The organism is Nonomuraea sp. NPDC050451 (assembly GCF_044458585.1).
Genome location: NZ_JBITHZ010000002.1, coordinates 590,258 through 606,648 on the forward strand (window position 1 = coordinate 590,258; position 16,391 = coordinate 606,648).

Here is a 16,391-nt window from a genome sequence, read left to right on the forward strand (position 1 = left end):
TCAGCAGGCCGGGAGCCGGGCGCACGCCACCAGATGGCCGGGCTCGGCCTCCAGCAGCGCCCCGGTGCCACCGCGCTCGTGGTAGAGGCAGGTGTCCACGGGCGTGGCGTCGTCCCAGGCCTGGTGCAGGCGCGGGACGGCCGACAGCAGCTCCCGGGTGTACGGGTGCAGCGGATCGCCGAAGACCTTGTCCGTCAGCCCCATCTCGACCACGCTCCCCTGGCGCAGCACCACCGTGCGCTCGGCGAGGTAGTTGCCGAGCGAGAGGTCGTGCGTGATGTAGAGCACGCCGAGACCCCTGGTCTTCAGCTCGGCGAGCAGGTTGAGCACGTCGATGCGGGTGGAGGCGTCCAGCATGCTGGTGATCTCGTCGGCCACCAGCAGCTTGATGTCCAGCAGCAGCGCGCGGGCGATGAGCAGGCGCTGGAGCTGGCCGCCGCTGAGCTGGTGCGGATACTTGCCGAGGACCTGGTCGGGGTTGAGCCGCACGTCGCGCAGGCAGGCCGAGACCCGTGCGGCCCACTCGGCCGCCGGGACGGCCGGGTAGTACGCCTCCTTGACCAGGTCGAACACCCGGTCGGCCTTGAACACCGGGTTGAACGAGCTGAACGGGTCCTGGAAGATGCCCTGGATGTGGCGGTAGTACTCCTTGCCGCCGCGCACGGGCCGCCCGTCGAAGGTGATCGTGCCGCTGGTGACCGGGTTCAGGCCGAGGATCATCCGGCCGATCGTGCTCTTGCCGCTGCCGCTCTCCCCGATCAGGGAGACGACCTCGCCGGGCACGACCTCGAAGCTCACGTTCCGTACGGCCGCGATGCTCTTGCCGCCGAACGCGCCGATCCTGAATTCCTTGGTGACCTCGTCGAGTTTCAGCATCAGGCCTTCCAGCAGGCGACGTGATGGTCGGGGGCGAGCTCGACCACGGGCGGCTCCTCGGCGCACTCGTCGCCCGCGATCGGGCAGCGGTCGCGGAAGCGGCAGCCGGCGGGCGGGTCCAGCAGCGACGGCGGGCTGCCGGCGATGCCTTCCAGCCTGCGGTCGGCGTAGCGGACGCCGACCTCGGGCAGGGAGTCGAGGAGCAGTTTCGTGTACGGGTGGCGGGGCGCCTTGACGATCACGTCGGCGGACGCCTTCTCGGCGAGCTTGCCCGCGTACATGACCATGATCGTGTCGGCGATGTGGTGGGTGAGCGCGATGTCGTGGGTGACGAAGATCATGCTCTTGACGTAGCCGCTCTCGCGGAAGCCGAGCAGCGCGCGGGCGACGGCCTTCTGGGTGGAGACGTCGAGCGCGGAGGTGACCTCGTCGGCGATCAGCAGGGACGGGTCGAGCAGCGTGGAGATGACCATCACCATGCGCTGCTTCATGCCGCCGGACAGCTCGATCGGATAGCGGTCGAGCACCTCGCGGGGCAGGCCGACCTGGTCCATCCGGCGTTCCAGCTCGGTGGCGTCCAGCTCCGCGCCCCTCGACCTGAGCAGCTCGCCGACCATCCTGCGGATCTTGCGGGTGGGGTTGAGCGCGCTCATGGCGTACTGCGGGATGAGGGAGACCTCCTTGAAGCGGAAGTCGTTCATCCTGCGGTCGTCGGCGATGGGCAACTCCCGGCCGTCGAGCACGACCCGGCCGCCGACGTGGCGCATGCGGCCGTCCATGCGGATGAGGCTCTTGCCCAGCGTGCTCTTGCCGCAGCCGGACTCGCCGACCAGGCCGAGGATCTCACCGTCCGACAGCTCGAAGGACATGCCGTCGAGGGCGCGGACCTCGCCCCTGAGCGTGCGGTAGTACACCCTGAGCTCGCTGACCTGCAGGCTCATGTCTCCCTCAGTTTCGGGTTGAAGACCTCGTCGAGGCCGACGTTGGCCACGTACAGGGCGCCCACGATGGCGGTGATGGCCGCGCCCGGCGGCACGAACCACCACCACATGCCGAGCTGGAGCGCGCTCCACTGGTTGGCGTTCTGCAGCATCAGGCCGAGCGAGACCCCCTCGGTCGGGCCGAGGCCGATGAAGTCGAGCGAGGAGGCGATGAGGATCGAGCCGCCGAACAGCAGGATGAACGTCATGAACAGGTAGGAGCTCATGTTCGGCGCGATCTCCCTGGTGATGATCTTCCAGGTGCTCGCGCCGCTCATCCTGGCCAGGTCCACGAACTCCCTCGTACGCAGCGAGAACGTCTGCGCCCTGATCGCCCGCGCCGCCCACGGCCACTGCGTCAGGCCGATGAACAGGCCCTGCACGGCCACGCTCCTGATCCCCAGGTACGCGTTGATGATCAGCAGGACGGCCAGGGTCGGGATGACGAGGATGACGTTGGTCAGCATGTTGAGCACCTCGTCGACGATGCCGCCGCGGTAGCCGGCCACGAAGCCGACGAGCATGCCGATGGCCGCCGCGATGCCGCCGCCGACCACGCCCACGGCGAAGGTGCTGCGCAGGCCGTGCACGAACTGGAGGAAGATGTCCTGGCCGAACGTGGTGGTGCCGAACCAGTGCCCGGCCGAGGGCGGGCTCATGGGCTGGGGGCCGTACTCGTTGGGCGTGCCGCCGGTCAGCACCGGCCCGATCAGGCCGAGCAGGAGCAGCACCAGCACGAGGCCGAAGCCGAACATCAGCTTGCCGTTGCGCACCGCGAAGTAGAGCGCCTCGCGCCGGACCCCGGCCCGCTCGCGCGGGGCGACTTCCTGGAGTGCCGTCATGCCTGCGCACCCGCCATTCCCGCCCTGGTACGCGGATCGACCACGACGTAGACGATGTCGATGATGAAGTTGGCGATCAGCACGCCGAGCACGATGAACAGGAACGTGCCCTGGAGCAGGAAGAAGTCCTTGTTCTTGATGGCGTTGAGAATCAGGCTGCCCAGGCCCGGGTAGGCGAAGACGATCTCGGTGACCAGGGCTCCGGCCACGATCACGCCGAGTTGCAGGGCCAGGCCGGTGATCTGGGGCAGGACCGCGTTCCGGAAGGCGTACCTGCGGATGAGCCTGGCCGGCGCGCCGAGCGCGGCCAGGTAGTTGGAGTAGTCGGACTCCAGCTCATAGATGATCATGTTGCGCATGCCGATGGCCCAGCCGCCCAGCGCCACCAGGAACAGCGACAGGAACGGCAGCGTCCAGTGGTGCACCAGGTCGAGCAGGAACGTCCACGACCAGTTGGGCCGCATCGAGAAGCTGTAGCCGCCGGCCACCGGGAACAGGCCGGCGATCACGCCGAGCGCCCAGGCCAGGAGCACGGCCAGCCACATGTACGGCATCGCGGTCAGGACGTAGCCGACCGGGAGGACGGTGTTGTCGAGCAGCTTGCGCCGGGCCGCGTACGCACCGAACCGGTTGCCCACCACCCAGCTCAGCAGCACCGACGGGATGATCAGCGCCAGCGTGTACGGCACCGCGCTCATGATCACGGAACTGACGGGGGACGGGAACAGCCAGATGCTGATCCCGAAGTCGCCCCTGATCAGCGCGGCCCAGAAGTTGAGGTACTGCGTGATCAACGGCTGGTCGAAGCCGAAGAGGTTGCTGTAGTAGACCCGCATCGCCTCCGCGGCGGCCGGCTGGGTGACGTTGGCCCTGGCCACCATGCTCGCCACCGGGTCGCCGGGCATGAAACGCGGGATCATCCAGTTGACGGTGACAGCGACGAAGAAGGTCAGCCCGTATATGAGCAGTTTTCTGCCGAAATATCGACGCACGTGATGCTTTCTCCGTGAGAGCCGTGAAAGTCCCCCGCTCCGGCGGAGCGGGGGACGATGGGGTCAGGAGCCGGAGGGCTGGAGCTGCGTGAGGGTCTCGAAGCCACCCAGTTCGAGCCAGTTGTGCCACATCACGGCCGGGGTCTTGGGCGTGCTGCCCGCCGCGGCCGGCCAGTTCTTCCAGACCTGGTTGCTCGACTGCGCCCAGAGGCCGTTGTACCAGAGCGGGATCACCGGCAGGTCGTCCAGGTGGATCTGCTGGAGCTGAGAGACGATCTTCTTCATGCCCTCGGCGTCGTCGGTCTTGACCTGGTCGAGCTGCTTGGTCAGGTCCCAGGCCCGCTTGTTCTCGTAGCGGGCGAAGTTGACGGTGTTCTGCTGCTTCTGGATCGGGAGCTGGAAGAGGTACTCGTAGTAGGTGTACGGCGAGTTGGACAGCTGCCGCTCGTTGTTGATCAGCAGGTCGAAGTCGCCCTTGGCGCGCTTCTCCACCAGGGCGTTGAAGTCGGGGAAGTCCGGGGTGATCTGGATCCCGGCGGTCTTGGCGCTGGCGGCGATGGACCTGGCCGACTCCATCCAGTCCGTCCAGCCGGACGGCACGATGATGGTCAGGCTGATCTTGGAGCCGTCCTTGTTCTCGACGTACCCGTCGCCGTCGGTGTCCTTGTACCCGGCGTCGGCCAGCAGCTTCTTCGCCTTGGCCGCGTCGAAGGCGAAGCCGGACTTGGCCACCACGCCCTGGTCGACGTACTGCTCCCACTGCGGCAGCAGGCCGGTCGGGCTGGCGGCCTTGACGAGGTTGCCGTACACGCCTTCGACGATCTTCTTGACGTCGACCGAGGAGGCGAGCGCCTTGCGGAAGGCGGGGTCGTCCATCGGCTTCTTGGTGGTGTTGGGCACCAGCCACGCCGTGTTGGCCGACAACATGTACGGCGGCTCGGCGTAGTAGGTCGTCAGGCCGAAGTTGCCCTTCACCAGGTTGGCCACGCCGGGCAGGAAGTTGTTGCTCAGGTCCATGCCCTTCTGCAGCAGCAGGCCCATCGCGACCTCGTTGCTCGGGGTGGCGATGTCGACGATGTAGCGCGGCTTGGGCTCCATGTTCAGCGCGGTCTTGCCCCACCAGTCGTCGCGCCGCTGCAGCACGACGCGGTCCTGGTCCTTGGCCATGAACTTGTACGCGCCCGTGCCCACCGGGTTCTCGTTGATCCCGTCGAGCACCTCCTTCTCCGAGCGGCCCTTCCAGATGTGCTCGGGGACGATCGACCGGTTGAACAGGTTGAAGTCCCACTGCTGGTAGTTGGCCGTGGAGAAGGTGAACTTCACCGTCTGGTCGTCGACGGCCTCGACGCTCTTCAGCCAGGTCCACAGGTTGTGGTACGGGATCGTCTCCATCTTGCCGAGCTCGAAGGAGTACACCACGTCCTTGGCCGTCAGGGGCTGGCCGTCGGCCCACTTGACGCCCTGGCGCAGCTTGGCCTGGTACGTCTTGTCGTCGGCCCACGAGCCGCTCTCGGCCAGCCAGGGGGTCAGCTTGCCGGCGGTCGCGTCATAGTGGAACAGCGTCTCGTACACCAGGCCCTTGGTGCCCGTGGCGTGGTCCCATTCCCTGATGGGGTTGAAGTTGACGGGCGGCCCCCACTGGGTGCCGGTCGTGTAGAGCGTCTCGTTGCGCGGCAGCGAGTCGGGGTTGGCGTCGGCCACCGCGCCCTGGCTCTGCGGCTGGGAGGCCGGTGGGGTCGGCGTGGCTCCGCCGCCGGTGCAGGCCGCGGCGAGCAGGCCCGCCGCCACGAGCGGAATCATGATCCGAGCCCGGTTTCGCATCGCTTCTCTCCTTCCTCCGCGCGGGGCGCGAAGGTTCGCACGTCTTCCATCGACCCCCGATGGGCCGGCTTGCTCTCGAACGGGCGGCGGGGGCTCCCACCTGGGAGCGCTCCCAGGAAGGACGCAGAACGCGCTCCCGCCCTGGAGACCGGTGAGCGATCACTTTGGAGTAGTCACAGGCCGCACGGGCCTGCTGAACCGGATAAGTACCGCGAACGTAAATTCACGATGTCCGTGCCGTCAATAGCCGTGACGTTTTCGAGACGCGCCCCGCAAACGCTCTCACCGGTTCGATCCGAGGCCCCTGAGGTGGGCGAAATTGACCTCTACCGCGCTTGAGGTTGCACTGTGGAGCGCATGGAGAGCTTCACGATCGGTGTCATCCTGCCGGGGGTCGTCGTGCAGCGGCGCGACGACGTCGACCTGCCTGCCGCCGCGCGGCACGCCGAGGACGCCGGGCTGGACGGCGTCTGGCACGGCGACCACCTGGCCATCGGCGGGCCGACATTGGACGGGCCCATCGCCCTGGCCGCCGCGGCGGCGGGCACCCGGCGGATCAAGGTGGGCATGAGCGTGTTCATCCCCGCCATCCGGCCCCTCGCGTGGGCCGCCAAGCAGATCGCGACCCTGCAGTACGTCACCCGCGACCGCCTCGTCCTGGGAGTGGGCTCGGGCGGCGGGGCCGGGCAGTGGGCCGCCGCGGGGGCGCCCTACCGCTCGCGCGGCCGGCGTACCGACACGGCCCTGGAACTGCTGCCCCGGCTGCTCGCGGGCGAGGAGACGCGGCTGCCGGACGAGCCCGGCGAGCCGCCCGTGCGGCTGGCGCCCGCCGCCACGATGCCGCCGGTGTGGGTCGGCAACGCGTCCGACGCGGCGATCCGGCGGGCGGCGCTGCTCGGCGACGGGTGGTTCCCGTCCCTGGTCCCGCCCCGGGAGGTGGCCGAAGGCCGGGCCCGGCTCGCGGAGCTGGCCGCGGGCCGGGGCCGTCCCGCACCGGTCATCGCGATCGGCGGCACGGCGGCCCTGGGAACCGGCGACGGCGTCCCGTCGCGAGAGGAGATCGCGTCGGGCGTCGCCGCCGCCTACGGCCGTCCCTTGGAGGAGGTCCTGCCGATCCCGCTCACCGGCCCGCCGGAGCAGGCCGCCGAGGTGCTCGCCGCCTACCGCGACGCCGGGGCGAGCCACGCGGTCATCGGCATAGCCGGCGGCGACTGGCGCACCCAGGTGGACCTGCTGGCGAAGGTACGCGAACTGCTGCGGTGACGTCCCCGGCCGGACGTCACCGCAGCCCAGGGTGCTAGCTCTCGCAGAACAGCTCGGTCTCGGCGTCGCACCTGTCGGTGCCGGCGCCGCCGTCCGACGTGTCCACGCCCGCGCCTCCCACGAGGACGTCGTTCCCGGCGAGCCCGCCGAGCTTGTCGTCGCCCTCGTCGCCGGAGGCGAGGTCCCTGCCGAGACCCCCGATGAACCTGTCGGCCCCGGTCCCCAGGGCCACCTTGCTCGGCAGCGACGTCCGGTTCCTGAACGAGTCGTCCCCGGCGCCGGTGGCGGCCGCAACCGCGGTGACGCCGGCGCTGGAGCAGTCGACCTCGTTGGCGGTCACGGCCACGCAGGCCGCGCCCGGGACGACCGTGTCCCCCGTGTTCCTGACGATCAGCGAGCCGTCGGTGTCGACGAACACGACGATGTCGTCGGCCACGTGGTCCCCGGTGATCTCCAGCGCCGAGCCGGTGACGCTCACGCCGGTGGCGGCGTGCGCGGGCCCGGCGATCGCGATCAGCGCGGCCGCCAGCGCGGCGCCCGCCGTCAGGGCGCGCACCCCGTGCCGGCGCAGAACGGTGGCCCTGTTCCCCCGTGTACTCATGAATCCCCCTCGGAGTCGGTCCCTCCGCCGATCGGAGGGCCGAGGACGAGTACAGCGCGGACGCCGCCGGCGGCTCAGTGCCCGAGCCGACAGGCGTTGTGTGCCTTATTGCGCGGTGCTCAGAGCCAGCCCATGCGCTGGGCCGTGCGGATGGCCTCCAGGCGGTTCTGGGCATTGAGCTTGGTCATCGCGCTCGACAGGTAGTTGCGCACCGTGCCCTCGGTCAGGTGCAGCTCGGCCGCGATCCGCGAGATCGTGGCCCCGTCGCCGGCCAGCCGCAGCGCGTCGCGCTCGCGCTCGGTCAGCGGGCTGTCGCCGGCGGCCATCGCCGCGGCGGCCAGCTCGGCGTCGAGGTAGCGGCCGCCCGCCTGGACCTTCCGGATCGCCATGGCCAGCTCCTCCGCCGAGGCGTCCTTGCCGAGGAAGCCGCTCACCCCCGCCGCCATGGCCCTGCGCAGGTAGCCGGGGCGGCCCAGGCTCGTCAGGATGACGATCTTGCACTGCGCGCTGATCTGCTCGGCCGCGCTGAGGCCGTCCATGCCGGGCATCTCGATGTCGAGCACGGCCACGTCGGGCCGGTGCTCGGCCACGGCGGCCACGACCTCGTCACCCCTGCCCACCTGGGCCACGACCTCGATGCCCTCCTCCAGGTCCAGCAGGGCCGCGATGGCGCCCCGGATCAGGTGCTCGTCGTCCGCCAGTAACACCCTGGTCGTCATGCCGGCACCGCCGCCCGCAGCAGGTAGCTGCCCTCGTGCGTCGGCGCGGCCTCCAGGGTGCCGCCGACCGCGCGTACGCGCTGGGCCAGCCCCGCCAGGCCGTTGGGCGCGTGCTCGCCCGGCGGCCCGCTCACCCCGTCGTTGGACATCTCCAGCACCCCATCCTCGATCGTGATCGTGCAGCGTCCGGCCGTGCTGTGCTTGAGCACGTTGGTGGCGCCCTCGCGGACGACCGTGGCCAGCAGCGTGCGGGTCTCCGGCGACAGCGAGCCCGTCTCGGCGCGCACGGTGCATCGTACGTCCGCCGCCTCCAGCACGGCCCGCACGCTGGCGAGCATCTCGTCCAGGTCGACAGCTCGGTAGCTCTGCACGACGGAGCGCACCTCACGCAGCGACCGCCGGGCCAGGTCACGCACCGCGAACATCTCCCCGGCCGCCGCGGCCGGGTCGGCGGGCAGCGTGCGCGAGGCGCCCTCGGTGCGGGCGGCGATGTCGGTGAGGCTCTGCCCGAGCAGGGCGTTCAGATCGCGGGCGAAACGCAGCCGCTCCTCCGAGACCGCCAGCCTGGCCTGCGCCTCCTGCCCCTCGTAGGCCTCCTTGGCCACCCGCCAGAGCCACAGGTTCGTCAGCACGCCGCCCACGCCCATGCCGGTGAACACCGACTGCACCAGGAGCGTGCCCCAGATGGGCACGCCCAGCAGCGCCACGTAGAGGTTGAACAGCACGATCGACAGGACCGACAGGATCACGATGGTGCGTCTGCGGACGAAGGGCCCCAGCATGCCCAGCCACGCCGGGATGGCCCACATGAACGCGGCGACGAACATGACCAGGATGATCACGCCGGTCACGGCCACGATCGCGGTGGGCCGCCTGCCGCCCCTCATGGCCACCCGGTGCGGCCGCGTCGCCAGCACGTTGAAGACCAGCAGCAGGACGACGCCGACGACGACCAACGGCCACGGCACTCCGCCCTGCCAGCGGGCGTAGAGGTCGTAGTAGCCGAAGAGGGAGAGCATGTTGACGAAGTCGGTCGAGTAGACGATCACCCAGCGGATCTTGTCCAGCTTCGTCGCACGGCGTCTCACGCGGGCACCGCCGCTCGCAGCAGGAACTCTCCCGCCGGGGTCGGCTGGGCGGAGAAGGAGCCGCCCGCCGTGGCCAGCCGCTCCGACAGGCCCCGCAGGCCGCTGCCCGGGGCGGAGGGGCGCTCGGCCACGCCGTCGTTGAGCATCTCGAGCACGCCGCCGTCGATCGTGATCGCGCAGCGGGTGGCCGCGCTGTGCTTGAGCACGTTGGTGGTGCCCTCGCGGACCGCCCAGGCCAGCAGCGTCCTGGCGGCCGGCGACAGCCCGTCGGCCCTGGCGTCGATCAGGCAGCGCGCACCGGCCGCCTCTAACGCCACGCGTGCGCCGGCCAGCTCCTCGTCGAGGTCGAGCGTCTGGTAACCGTGCACCGCCTGCTGCACCTCGGCCAGCGACTCGCCGGCGAGCCGGTGCACCTGGGCCATCTCGGCGGCCGCCCGCCCGGCGTCCTTGGCCGCCAGCTTGGCGGCCAGCTCGCTCTTCAGCGTGATCACCGACAGGCTGTGCCCGAGCAGGTCGTGGAGGTCGCGGGCGAAACGCAGCCGCTCCTCCGACACCGCCAGCCTGGCCTTGGCCTCCTTGCCGTCGTGGGCGTCCCTGATCGTCCACCAGATCCAGCGCCAGAGCAGCATGGCCACCGTCAGCGCGACGGCGCTGAGCGTCTCGGGAATGAGCACGTCGTACCACGGCTCGCCGGTCACGGCTATGACATAGCCGCTGGCCAGGCCGACCACGGCCACGCCGAGGCAGAGGGTCACGACCGGCGGCAGGTAGAGGGCGGCGACCGACATCCACAGGACGCCGACCTCCAGCCAGGTGGGCACGCCCTCCAGCGGCTGGCGCGGCACCAGCAGCACCGCGACCACCGCCGACAGCCCCGCGATCACCAGCTTCGGCGTGGGCCGCGGCTTGGCGTCGTAGGCGTCCCTGAGCAGGGAGGGGAAGAGGCCGAAGCACCCCAGCAGGCAGCCGAGGACGACCGCGGCGTGGAGCATGGAGATCCGGCCGTCCACCAGGTAGATGACGGCGATCACCGCGAACATGACGCCCAGGAGGAGGATCGCGGCGTCCATCCAGTAGAGCAGGATCTTTCGCGCCGTCTCCGGACGCGCCGCCATCACGCCATCCCCCTGCCGCTGGAAACCTCGCCCGTCGCGGAAATCCTATAGTCAGGGAGAGGTCTGCCAAAGAATCCGCGACACGTCCGGCTTGGGGGCGACCCCGCGCAGCGACAGCCAGGCCAGCCCGTGGCGGGCGGCGTAGGCGGCCAGGGTCCGGGCGTCGACCTCGTTCAGGTCGCCCTCGCCCGCCAGCACCGGGGTGAGCGCGATGCGCGGCCACGCTTCCTCGGGGTCATCCAGACCCTGGGCCTGCGCGATCTGGTCCCTGGCCAACAGCACGGCCTCCGCCACCCGGCGCAGGCGGCCGTCCGGGGCGCCGCGCGGCTCGATGTCGGCCAGCAGGTTGACGGTGCCGATCTCGGCGCCCGCCTGGCGGGTGGCCCGCAGCATCGCCACGTCGCGGGAGCCGAGCCCGTCCGGCTTCAGCGCCAGCGTGAAACTGACCTGCAGCCGCCGCTCGCGCTGCATGGCGTAGATGGCCCGCGCCCTGCGCAGCACGGCGGCCTCGTCCTCGCTGTCGCTGACCTCGAAGTCGATGCTGTCGGCGTCGAACGCCCCGACCACCCTGCGGTAGGCGGCCGCGAGCCCGCCCGGCCTGGTGCAGGTGTCGGCCAGCTCCTCCCCCTCCGGGCCGCCGAACACCGGCGCGGCGTCGCCGCCCAGCGCCCTGAGGCGGCCGATCCGGTTGGCCACGGGGTTCTTGCCGGGATCGAGCGGGTCGGACTGGGACGGACCATTCCATTTGGGCGCACAGCCGTCGTCGCCGGCGACGAGATGGCCGAGCGCGTACCTTCGCACGCCGGTGCGCCGGGTCTCCTTGGACAGGTCGAACTCGGGCTCGCGAGCGGTGTCGACGAACTCCACGAACGCCGCCTGCGGCTCCACCGCCACCGGTGGCGAGACGGCAGGGGAGTGCCTCACCACCGGCGGCCTCGGGGCGAGCGTGGCACCCGCGGGAAGCAGGCGCACGATCGCTCCGGTGGCGCCGGTGAGCGCGAGGGCCCCGAGGATCGCGAGTGGGCGCGGGAGCGTGCCCGGCTCCCTCTTGTGCCGCGGCATAGGCCACCCCACGTGGTCATTCGGCTACGTACCGGCGCTGACACGAACGGTAGCAAGCGCGCGAGCCGCTGCGCGGTCCTTTTCCGGCACGCGTCCGTTGTGTGCGGATAATGTCGTCATGAAGCTGCGGATCTTCACCGAACCTCAGCAGGGCTCGACATATGACGACCTGCTCACCGTCGCCCAGGCCGCCGAACGGCTGGGTTTCGACGCTTTCTTCCGTTCCGATCACTACATGCGCATCGGACCCGGCGACCCGGGCGCCGGCTCGTCCGACGCGTGGATCATGCTGGCCGGCCTGGCCAGGGAGACCTCGAGGATCCGGCTGGGCACGCTGGTGACGCCGGCCACGTTCCGGCTGCCCGGGCCGCTGGCGATCAGCGTCGCGCAGGTCGACCAGATGAGCGGCGGCCGGGTCGAGCTGGGCTTCGGCACGGGCTGGTTCGACACCGAGCACGCGGCGTACGGCATCCCGTTCCCGCCGCAGAACGAGCGGTTCGGGCGGTTCGAGGAGCAGCTCGAGATCATCACGGGCCTGTGGACCGCGGAGAAGAGCTTCTCGTTCGAGGGCAGCTACTACCGGGTGGCCGACTCGCCCGCGCTGCCCAAGCCGGTCCAGCGGCCCAGGCCGCCGATCATCATCGGCGGATTCGGCGCCAAGCGCACGCCGAGGCTGGCGGCCGCGTACGCCGACGAGTACAACCTCCCGTTCCACACCCTGGCCGACACGGAGCAGGCGTTCGCGCGGGTGCGGGCGGCCTGCGAGACGACCGGGCGCAGCCTGACCTACTCGGTGGCGCAGACCACCGTCGTGGGCGCGGATCGGGCGGAGGTCGAGCGGCGCGCGGCCGCCATCGGCGAGAACCCCGAGACCCTGCCCGTGGGCGGCCTGTGCGGCACCCCGGCCGAGGTCGTGGAGAAGATCGGCAAGTTCGCCGAGCTGGGCGCCGATCGGGTCTACCTCCAGATCATGGACCTGAACGACCTCGAGCACCTGGAACTGATCGCCGCCGAGGTGCTCCCGCACGTGTAAGTAATCATTGGCGGCGCTTCGTGGCGGTACGGCAGACTTGGGGCGTGCTGCTGACGATCACGACCACCGCGAGGCCCGCCACTGACCTGGGCTTCCTCCTGCACAAGCATCCCGGGCGAGTGCAGGAGTTCGGCCAGTCGTTCGGCACGGCGACGGTGTTCTACCCCGAGGCCGACGAGGAGCGCTGCACGGCGGCGCTCCTGCTGGAGGTGGATCCGATCGCGCTGGTCCGGTCGCGCGGCAAGAGCTCGCCCGACTTCAGCCTGTCGCAGTACGTCAACGACCGCCCCTACGCGGCCTCCTCGCTGCTGGCCGTGGCGCTGGCCGACGTGTTCCGCACGGCGCGGGCGGGCCGGTGCAAGGCCAGGCCCGAGCTGCCGGGCACGCCGCTGCCGCTGGAGCTGCGGCTGCCCGCGCTGCCCTGCCGGGGCGGCCCCGAGCTGGCCACCAGGCTGTTCGAGCCGCTCGGGTGGGAGGTGGACGCGCAGGCTCTGCCGCTCGACGAGGGCTTTCCCGAGTGGGGTGACTCGCGCTATGTCCGGCTCACCCTGCGCGGCACGGCCCGCCTGGCCGACGCGCTCAACCACCTCTACGTGCTGCTGCCGGTGCTCGACGACGGCAAGCACTACTGGATCGCGCCCGACGAGGTCGACAAGCTGATCAGGGCGGGCGAGGGCTGGCTGCACGGGCACCCGGAGCGCGGCCTGATCACCCGGCGCTACCTGGGGCGGCGCTGGGCGCTGGCCCGCACCGCGCTGGCGCGCCTGGCCGAGCTGGGCGACGAGACCGAGGAGCAGCTGGAGCCCGCGGTCGAGGAGGACGCGCCCGCCGGGGAGACCGCCGCCGACGAGGCGGCCGCCGCCGAGGCCGAGGCCCAGGGCGACGCGCCCCGGGAGGAGCCGGCTCCCAAGGCGAAGCCGCTCAACCTCCGGCGGCGCGAGGCGGTGCTGGCCAAGCTGGAGGAGCTCGGCGCGGCCAGCGTGATCGACCTGGGCTGCGGCCAGGGCGAGCTGGTCGGCGCGCTGCTGGCCAGGCCCAGGTTCGCCAGGGTCGGCGGCACGGACGTCTCGTCGATGGCGCTCACCATCGCCGCCCGCAAGCTGCGCCTGGACCGCATGCCCGACAGCAAGCGCGCCAGGCTCACCCTGTTCCAGGGCGCGCTCACGTACACAGACAAGCGGCTGTCCGGCTACGACGCCGCGGTGCTCATGGAGGTGATCGAGCACGTCGACCCGCCGCGGCTGACCGCGCTCGAACGCGTCGTGTTCGGCCGCGCCAGGCCCCAGCACGTGCTCGTCACCACCCCCAACGTCGAGCACAACGTCCGCTACGAGTTCCTGACCGGCCTGCGCCACCCCGACCACCGCTTCGAGTGGACCCGGGCCGAGTTCGCCGCCTGGGCCACCAGGGTCGCCGGCGAGTACGGCTACCAGGTCGCGTTCGAGCCGGTCGGAGACGACGACCCCGAGGTCGGCCCGCCGACCCAGATGGGAGTGTTCACCCGTGATCAGCGTTCCTGAGCTCTCGCTGGTGGTGCTCGTCGGCGTCTCGGGCAGCGGCAAGTCGACGTTCGCCAGGAAGCACTTCAAGCCCACGCAGGTCATCTCCTCCGACTTCTGCCGCGGCCTGGTCTCCGACGACGAGAACGACCAGTCGGCCACGCCCGCGGCGTTCGACCTGCTGCACCACATCGTCGGCGTGCGGCTGGCCAGGGGCCTGTTCACCGTGGTCGACGCCACCAACGTCCAGTACGCGGCCCGCAGGAACCTCATCGACCTGGCCAAGAAGCACGACGTGCTGTGCGACGCGATCGTGCTCGACGCGCCCGAGGAGGTGGCCATCGAGCGCAACGCCGCCCGGCCCGACCGCGACTTCGGCCCCGGCGTGGTGATCCGCCAGCGCAAGGAGCTGCGGCGCTCGCTGAGCAGGATCTCCAACGACGGGTTCAGGCGGGTCCACGTGCTGCGCGGCCTCGACGAGATCGACGACGCGGTGATCACGTACGAGAAGGCCTGGTCCGACAGGACCGAGCTGACCGGGCCCTTCGACATCATCGGCGACGTCCACGGCTGCCGCTCGGAGCTGGAGGCACTGCTGCGCAGGCTCGGCTGGGAGGGGCTCACGCACCCGGAGGGCCGCACGGCCGTGTTCGTCGGCGACCTGGTCGACCGCGGGCCCGACACCCCCGGCGTGCTGCGCCTGGTGATGGACATGGTCGAGGCCGGCACCGCGATCTGCGTGGCCGGCAACCACGAGCAGAAGCTGGTGCGCGCGCTCAACGGCCGCAAGGTCACGGTCGCGCACGGCCTGCGGGAGTCGCTCGACCAGCTCACGGCACAGGAGCCAGAGTTCGTGGAGCGGGCCAGGACGTTCATGGACGGCCTGATCAGCCACTACCGCCTCGACGGCGGCCGGCTCGTGGTCGCGCACGCGGGCCTGAAGGAGGCCTACCACGGCCGTGCCTCGGGCCGGGTGCGCGCGTTCGCCCTGTACGGCGACACGACCGGCGAGACCGACGAGTACGGCCTGCCCGTCCGCTACCCATGGGCCGACGAATACCGCGGCCGGGCGATGGTCGTCTACGGCCACACCCCCACGGTCCGCCCCGAGTGGGTGAACAACACGATCTGCCTCGACACCGGCTGCGTCTTCGGCGGCCACCTGACCGCGCTGCGCTACCCGGAGCGGCAGATCGTCCAGGTCCCGGCAGAGAAGGTCTGGTACGAGCCGAGCAAGCCCCTCGGCGTGGGCTCGGCCCGCGATCCCGGCATGCTGGACATCAACGACGTGATCGGCACCCGGCACGTCGAGACCAGGTTCGGCACCAGGGTCAAGGTCCTGGAGGAGAACGCGGCCGCGGCCCTGGAGGTCATGAGCCGGTTCGCGGTGGACCCGCGCTGGCTGGTCTACCTGCCGCCCACCATGGCGCCGCCGGAGACGTCCCGGTTGGACGGCTACCTCGAGCACCCGCACGAGGCGTTCGAGGAGTTCGCCGCCGCCGGGGTGCGCGAGGTCGTGTGCGAGGAGAAGCACATGGGCTCGCGGGCCGTCGCCGTGCTGGCCAGGACGCCGGAGGCGGCGGCGGACAGGTTCGGGGTGACGGACGGCAGCACGGGCGCCGTCTACACGCGCACCGGCCGGCCGTTCTTCAACGACACGGCGCCGCTGGTCGCGCGGCTGCGCGAGGCGTGCGAGCCGCTCTGGGCGGAGCTGGGCTCCGACTGGGTGGTGCTCGACTGCGAGCTGCTGCCCTGGTCGGCGAAGGCCGGCGAGCTGATCAGGTCGCAGTACGCCTCCGTCGGCGCGGCCGCCCGCGCCGCGCTGCCCGGGGCGGTCGCGGCCCTGGAAGCGGCGGCCGGGCGGGGAATGGACGTGGGCGGACTGCTGACCCGCACCCGGCGCCGCTCCCACAACGCTGCCCTGTTCCGCGACGCTTATGCACGTTACTGCTGGCCGGTCGACGGCCTGGAGGGCATACGGCTGGCGCCGTTCCAGATCCTCGCCTGCGAGGGGCGGGCCACGGCGCTGGAGCCGCACGCCTGGCACCTGTCCACGCTGGCGCTGCTCGACTCGCCGCTGATCGCCCCCACCAGGCACGTCTTCGTCACGCTCGACTCGCCCGAGTCGAGGGCCTCGGCGACCGAGTGGTGGGAGTCCATGACGGCGGCGGGCGGCGAGGGCATGGTGGTCAAGCCCGCCGAGTACGCCCCCGGGCGGGTGCAGCCCGGGGTGAAGGTGCGCGGGCGCGAATACCTGCGCATCATCTACGGCCCCGACTACACCGAGTCGCTCGACGTGCTGCGCCGGCGCTTCCTGGGAAAGAAGCGCTCGATGGCGCTGCGCGAGTACGCGCTGGGGCTGGAGGCCCTGTCGCGGCTGGCGGACGGCGAGGCGGCCTGGCGCGTGCACGAGCCGGTCTTCGCGGTGCTGGCTCTGGAGTCGGAGCCCGTGGATCCCCGGCTCTGACTAACGCCATGACCTGCGGGTATGTCCCCCACC

14 protein-coding genes are annotated in these 16,391 nt (G+C 71.0%); 4 read left to right on the forward strand and 10 right to left on the reverse strand.

Going from position 1 to position 16,391, the window contains the following annotated elements; genetic code table 11:
- From ACIBI9_RS08780 to ACIBI9_RS08800, 5 genes are all read right to left on the reverse strand, one after another.
- Complete coding sequence (locus ACIBI9_RS08780; RefSeq protein ID WP_397221350.1) at positions 1 to 876, reverse strand: ABC transporter ATP-binding protein; 876 nt, start codon at positions 874 to 876, stop codon at positions 1 to 3.
- Entirely contained in the window at positions 876 to 1,817 is a 942-nt protein-coding gene (locus tag ACIBI9_RS08785; RefSeq protein ID WP_397221351.1) for an ABC transporter ATP-binding protein, read from the reverse strand. Before ACIBI9_RS08785 ends, ACIBI9_RS08780 begins: the two co-directional genes overlap by 1 nt.
- Positions 1,814 to 2,698 carry an ABC transporter permease gene (locus ACIBI9_RS08790; protein ID WP_394490297.1) on the reverse strand — a complete coding sequence of 295 codons (885 nt, stop codon included), beginning with the start codon at positions 2,696 to 2,698 and terminating at the stop codon, positions 1,814 to 1,816. Before ACIBI9_RS08790 ends, ACIBI9_RS08785 begins: the two co-directional genes overlap by 4 nt.
- Positions 2,695 to 3,690 carry an ABC transporter permease gene (locus ACIBI9_RS08795; RefSeq protein WP_397221352.1) on the reverse strand — a complete coding sequence of 332 codons (996 nt, stop codon included), beginning with the start codon at positions 3,688 to 3,690 and terminating at the stop codon, positions 2,695 to 2,697. Before ACIBI9_RS08795 ends, ACIBI9_RS08790 begins: the two co-directional genes overlap by 4 nt.
- 63 nt (positions 3,691 to 3,753) lie before the next feature.
- Positions 3,754 to 5,511 carry an ABC transporter substrate-binding protein gene (locus ACIBI9_RS08800; RefSeq protein ID WP_397221353.1) on the reverse strand — a complete coding sequence of 586 codons (1,758 nt, stop codon included), beginning with the start codon at positions 5,509 to 5,511 and terminating at the stop codon, positions 3,754 to 3,756.
- A gap of 357 nt (positions 5,512 to 5,868) precedes the next feature.
- Between ACIBI9_RS08800 and ACIBI9_RS08805 the strand changes: the two genes are divergently transcribed.
- Complete coding sequence (locus ACIBI9_RS08805; protein ID WP_397221354.1) at positions 5,869 to 6,774, forward strand: LLM class flavin-dependent oxidoreductase; 906 nt, start codon at positions 5,869 to 5,871, stop codon at positions 6,772 to 6,774.
- A gap of 34 nt (positions 6,775 to 6,808) precedes the next feature.
- On the opposite strand, the gene ACIBI9_RS08810 is transcribed toward ACIBI9_RS08805, so the two are convergent.
- From ACIBI9_RS08810 to ACIBI9_RS08830, 5 genes are all read right to left on the reverse strand, one after another.
- Positions 6,809 to 7,375 (reverse strand): calcium-binding protein, encoded by a 567-nt coding sequence (locus tag ACIBI9_RS08810; RefSeq protein ID WP_397221355.1) that lies wholly within the window; start codon positions 7,373 to 7,375, stop codon positions 6,809 to 6,811.
- A gap of 119 nt (positions 7,376 to 7,494) precedes the next feature.
- Complete coding sequence (locus ACIBI9_RS08815; protein ID WP_192786541.1) at positions 7,495 to 8,094, reverse strand: DNA-binding response regulator; 600 nt, start codon at positions 8,092 to 8,094, stop codon at positions 7,495 to 7,497.
- Positions 8,091 to 9,182, reverse strand: a complete 1,092-nt coding sequence (locus tag ACIBI9_RS08820) for a sensor histidine kinase (RefSeq protein ID WP_397221356.1) — start codon at positions 9,180 to 9,182, stop codon at positions 8,091 to 8,093. Before ACIBI9_RS08820 ends, ACIBI9_RS08815 begins: the two co-directional genes overlap by 4 nt.
- A complete protein-coding gene (locus ACIBI9_RS08825) occupies positions 9,179 to 10,297 on the reverse strand; it encodes a sensor histidine kinase (RefSeq protein ID WP_397221357.1) in 1,119 nt (372 codons plus the stop codon). The genes ACIBI9_RS08820 and ACIBI9_RS08825 overlap by 4 nt, the downstream gene beginning before the upstream one ends.
- Before the next feature lie 51 nt (positions 10,298 to 10,348).
- On the reverse strand, positions 10,349 to 11,359 hold the full coding sequence (locus tag ACIBI9_RS08830; protein WP_397221358.1) for a hypothetical protein: 1,011 nt from the start codon (positions 11,357 to 11,359) through the stop codon (positions 10,349 to 10,351).
- A 118-nt stretch (positions 11,360 to 11,477) separates the two neighbouring features.
- Between ACIBI9_RS08830 and ACIBI9_RS08835 the strand changes: the two genes are divergently transcribed.
- Genes ACIBI9_RS08835 through ACIBI9_RS08845 form a run of 3 tightly spaced genes read left to right on the forward strand, consistent with a single transcriptional unit; the run spans position 11,478 to position 16,358 of the window.
- Positions 11,478 to 12,392 (forward strand): LLM class F420-dependent oxidoreductase, encoded by a 915-nt coding sequence (locus ACIBI9_RS08835; protein WP_397221360.1) that lies wholly within the window; start codon positions 11,478 to 11,480, stop codon positions 12,390 to 12,392.
- A 44-nt stretch (positions 12,393 to 12,436) separates the two neighbouring features.
- A complete protein-coding gene (locus ACIBI9_RS08840; RefSeq protein WP_397221361.1) occupies positions 12,437 to 13,912 on the forward strand; it encodes a 3' terminal RNA ribose 2'-O-methyltransferase Hen1 in 1,476 nt (491 codons plus the stop codon).
- Entirely contained in the window at positions 13,896 to 16,358 is a 2,463-nt protein-coding gene (locus tag ACIBI9_RS08845) for a polynucleotide kinase-phosphatase (protein ID WP_397221362.1), read from the forward strand. Before ACIBI9_RS08840 ends, ACIBI9_RS08845 begins: the two co-directional genes overlap by 17 nt.
- Positions 16,359 to 16,391 lie beyond the last annotated feature (33 nt).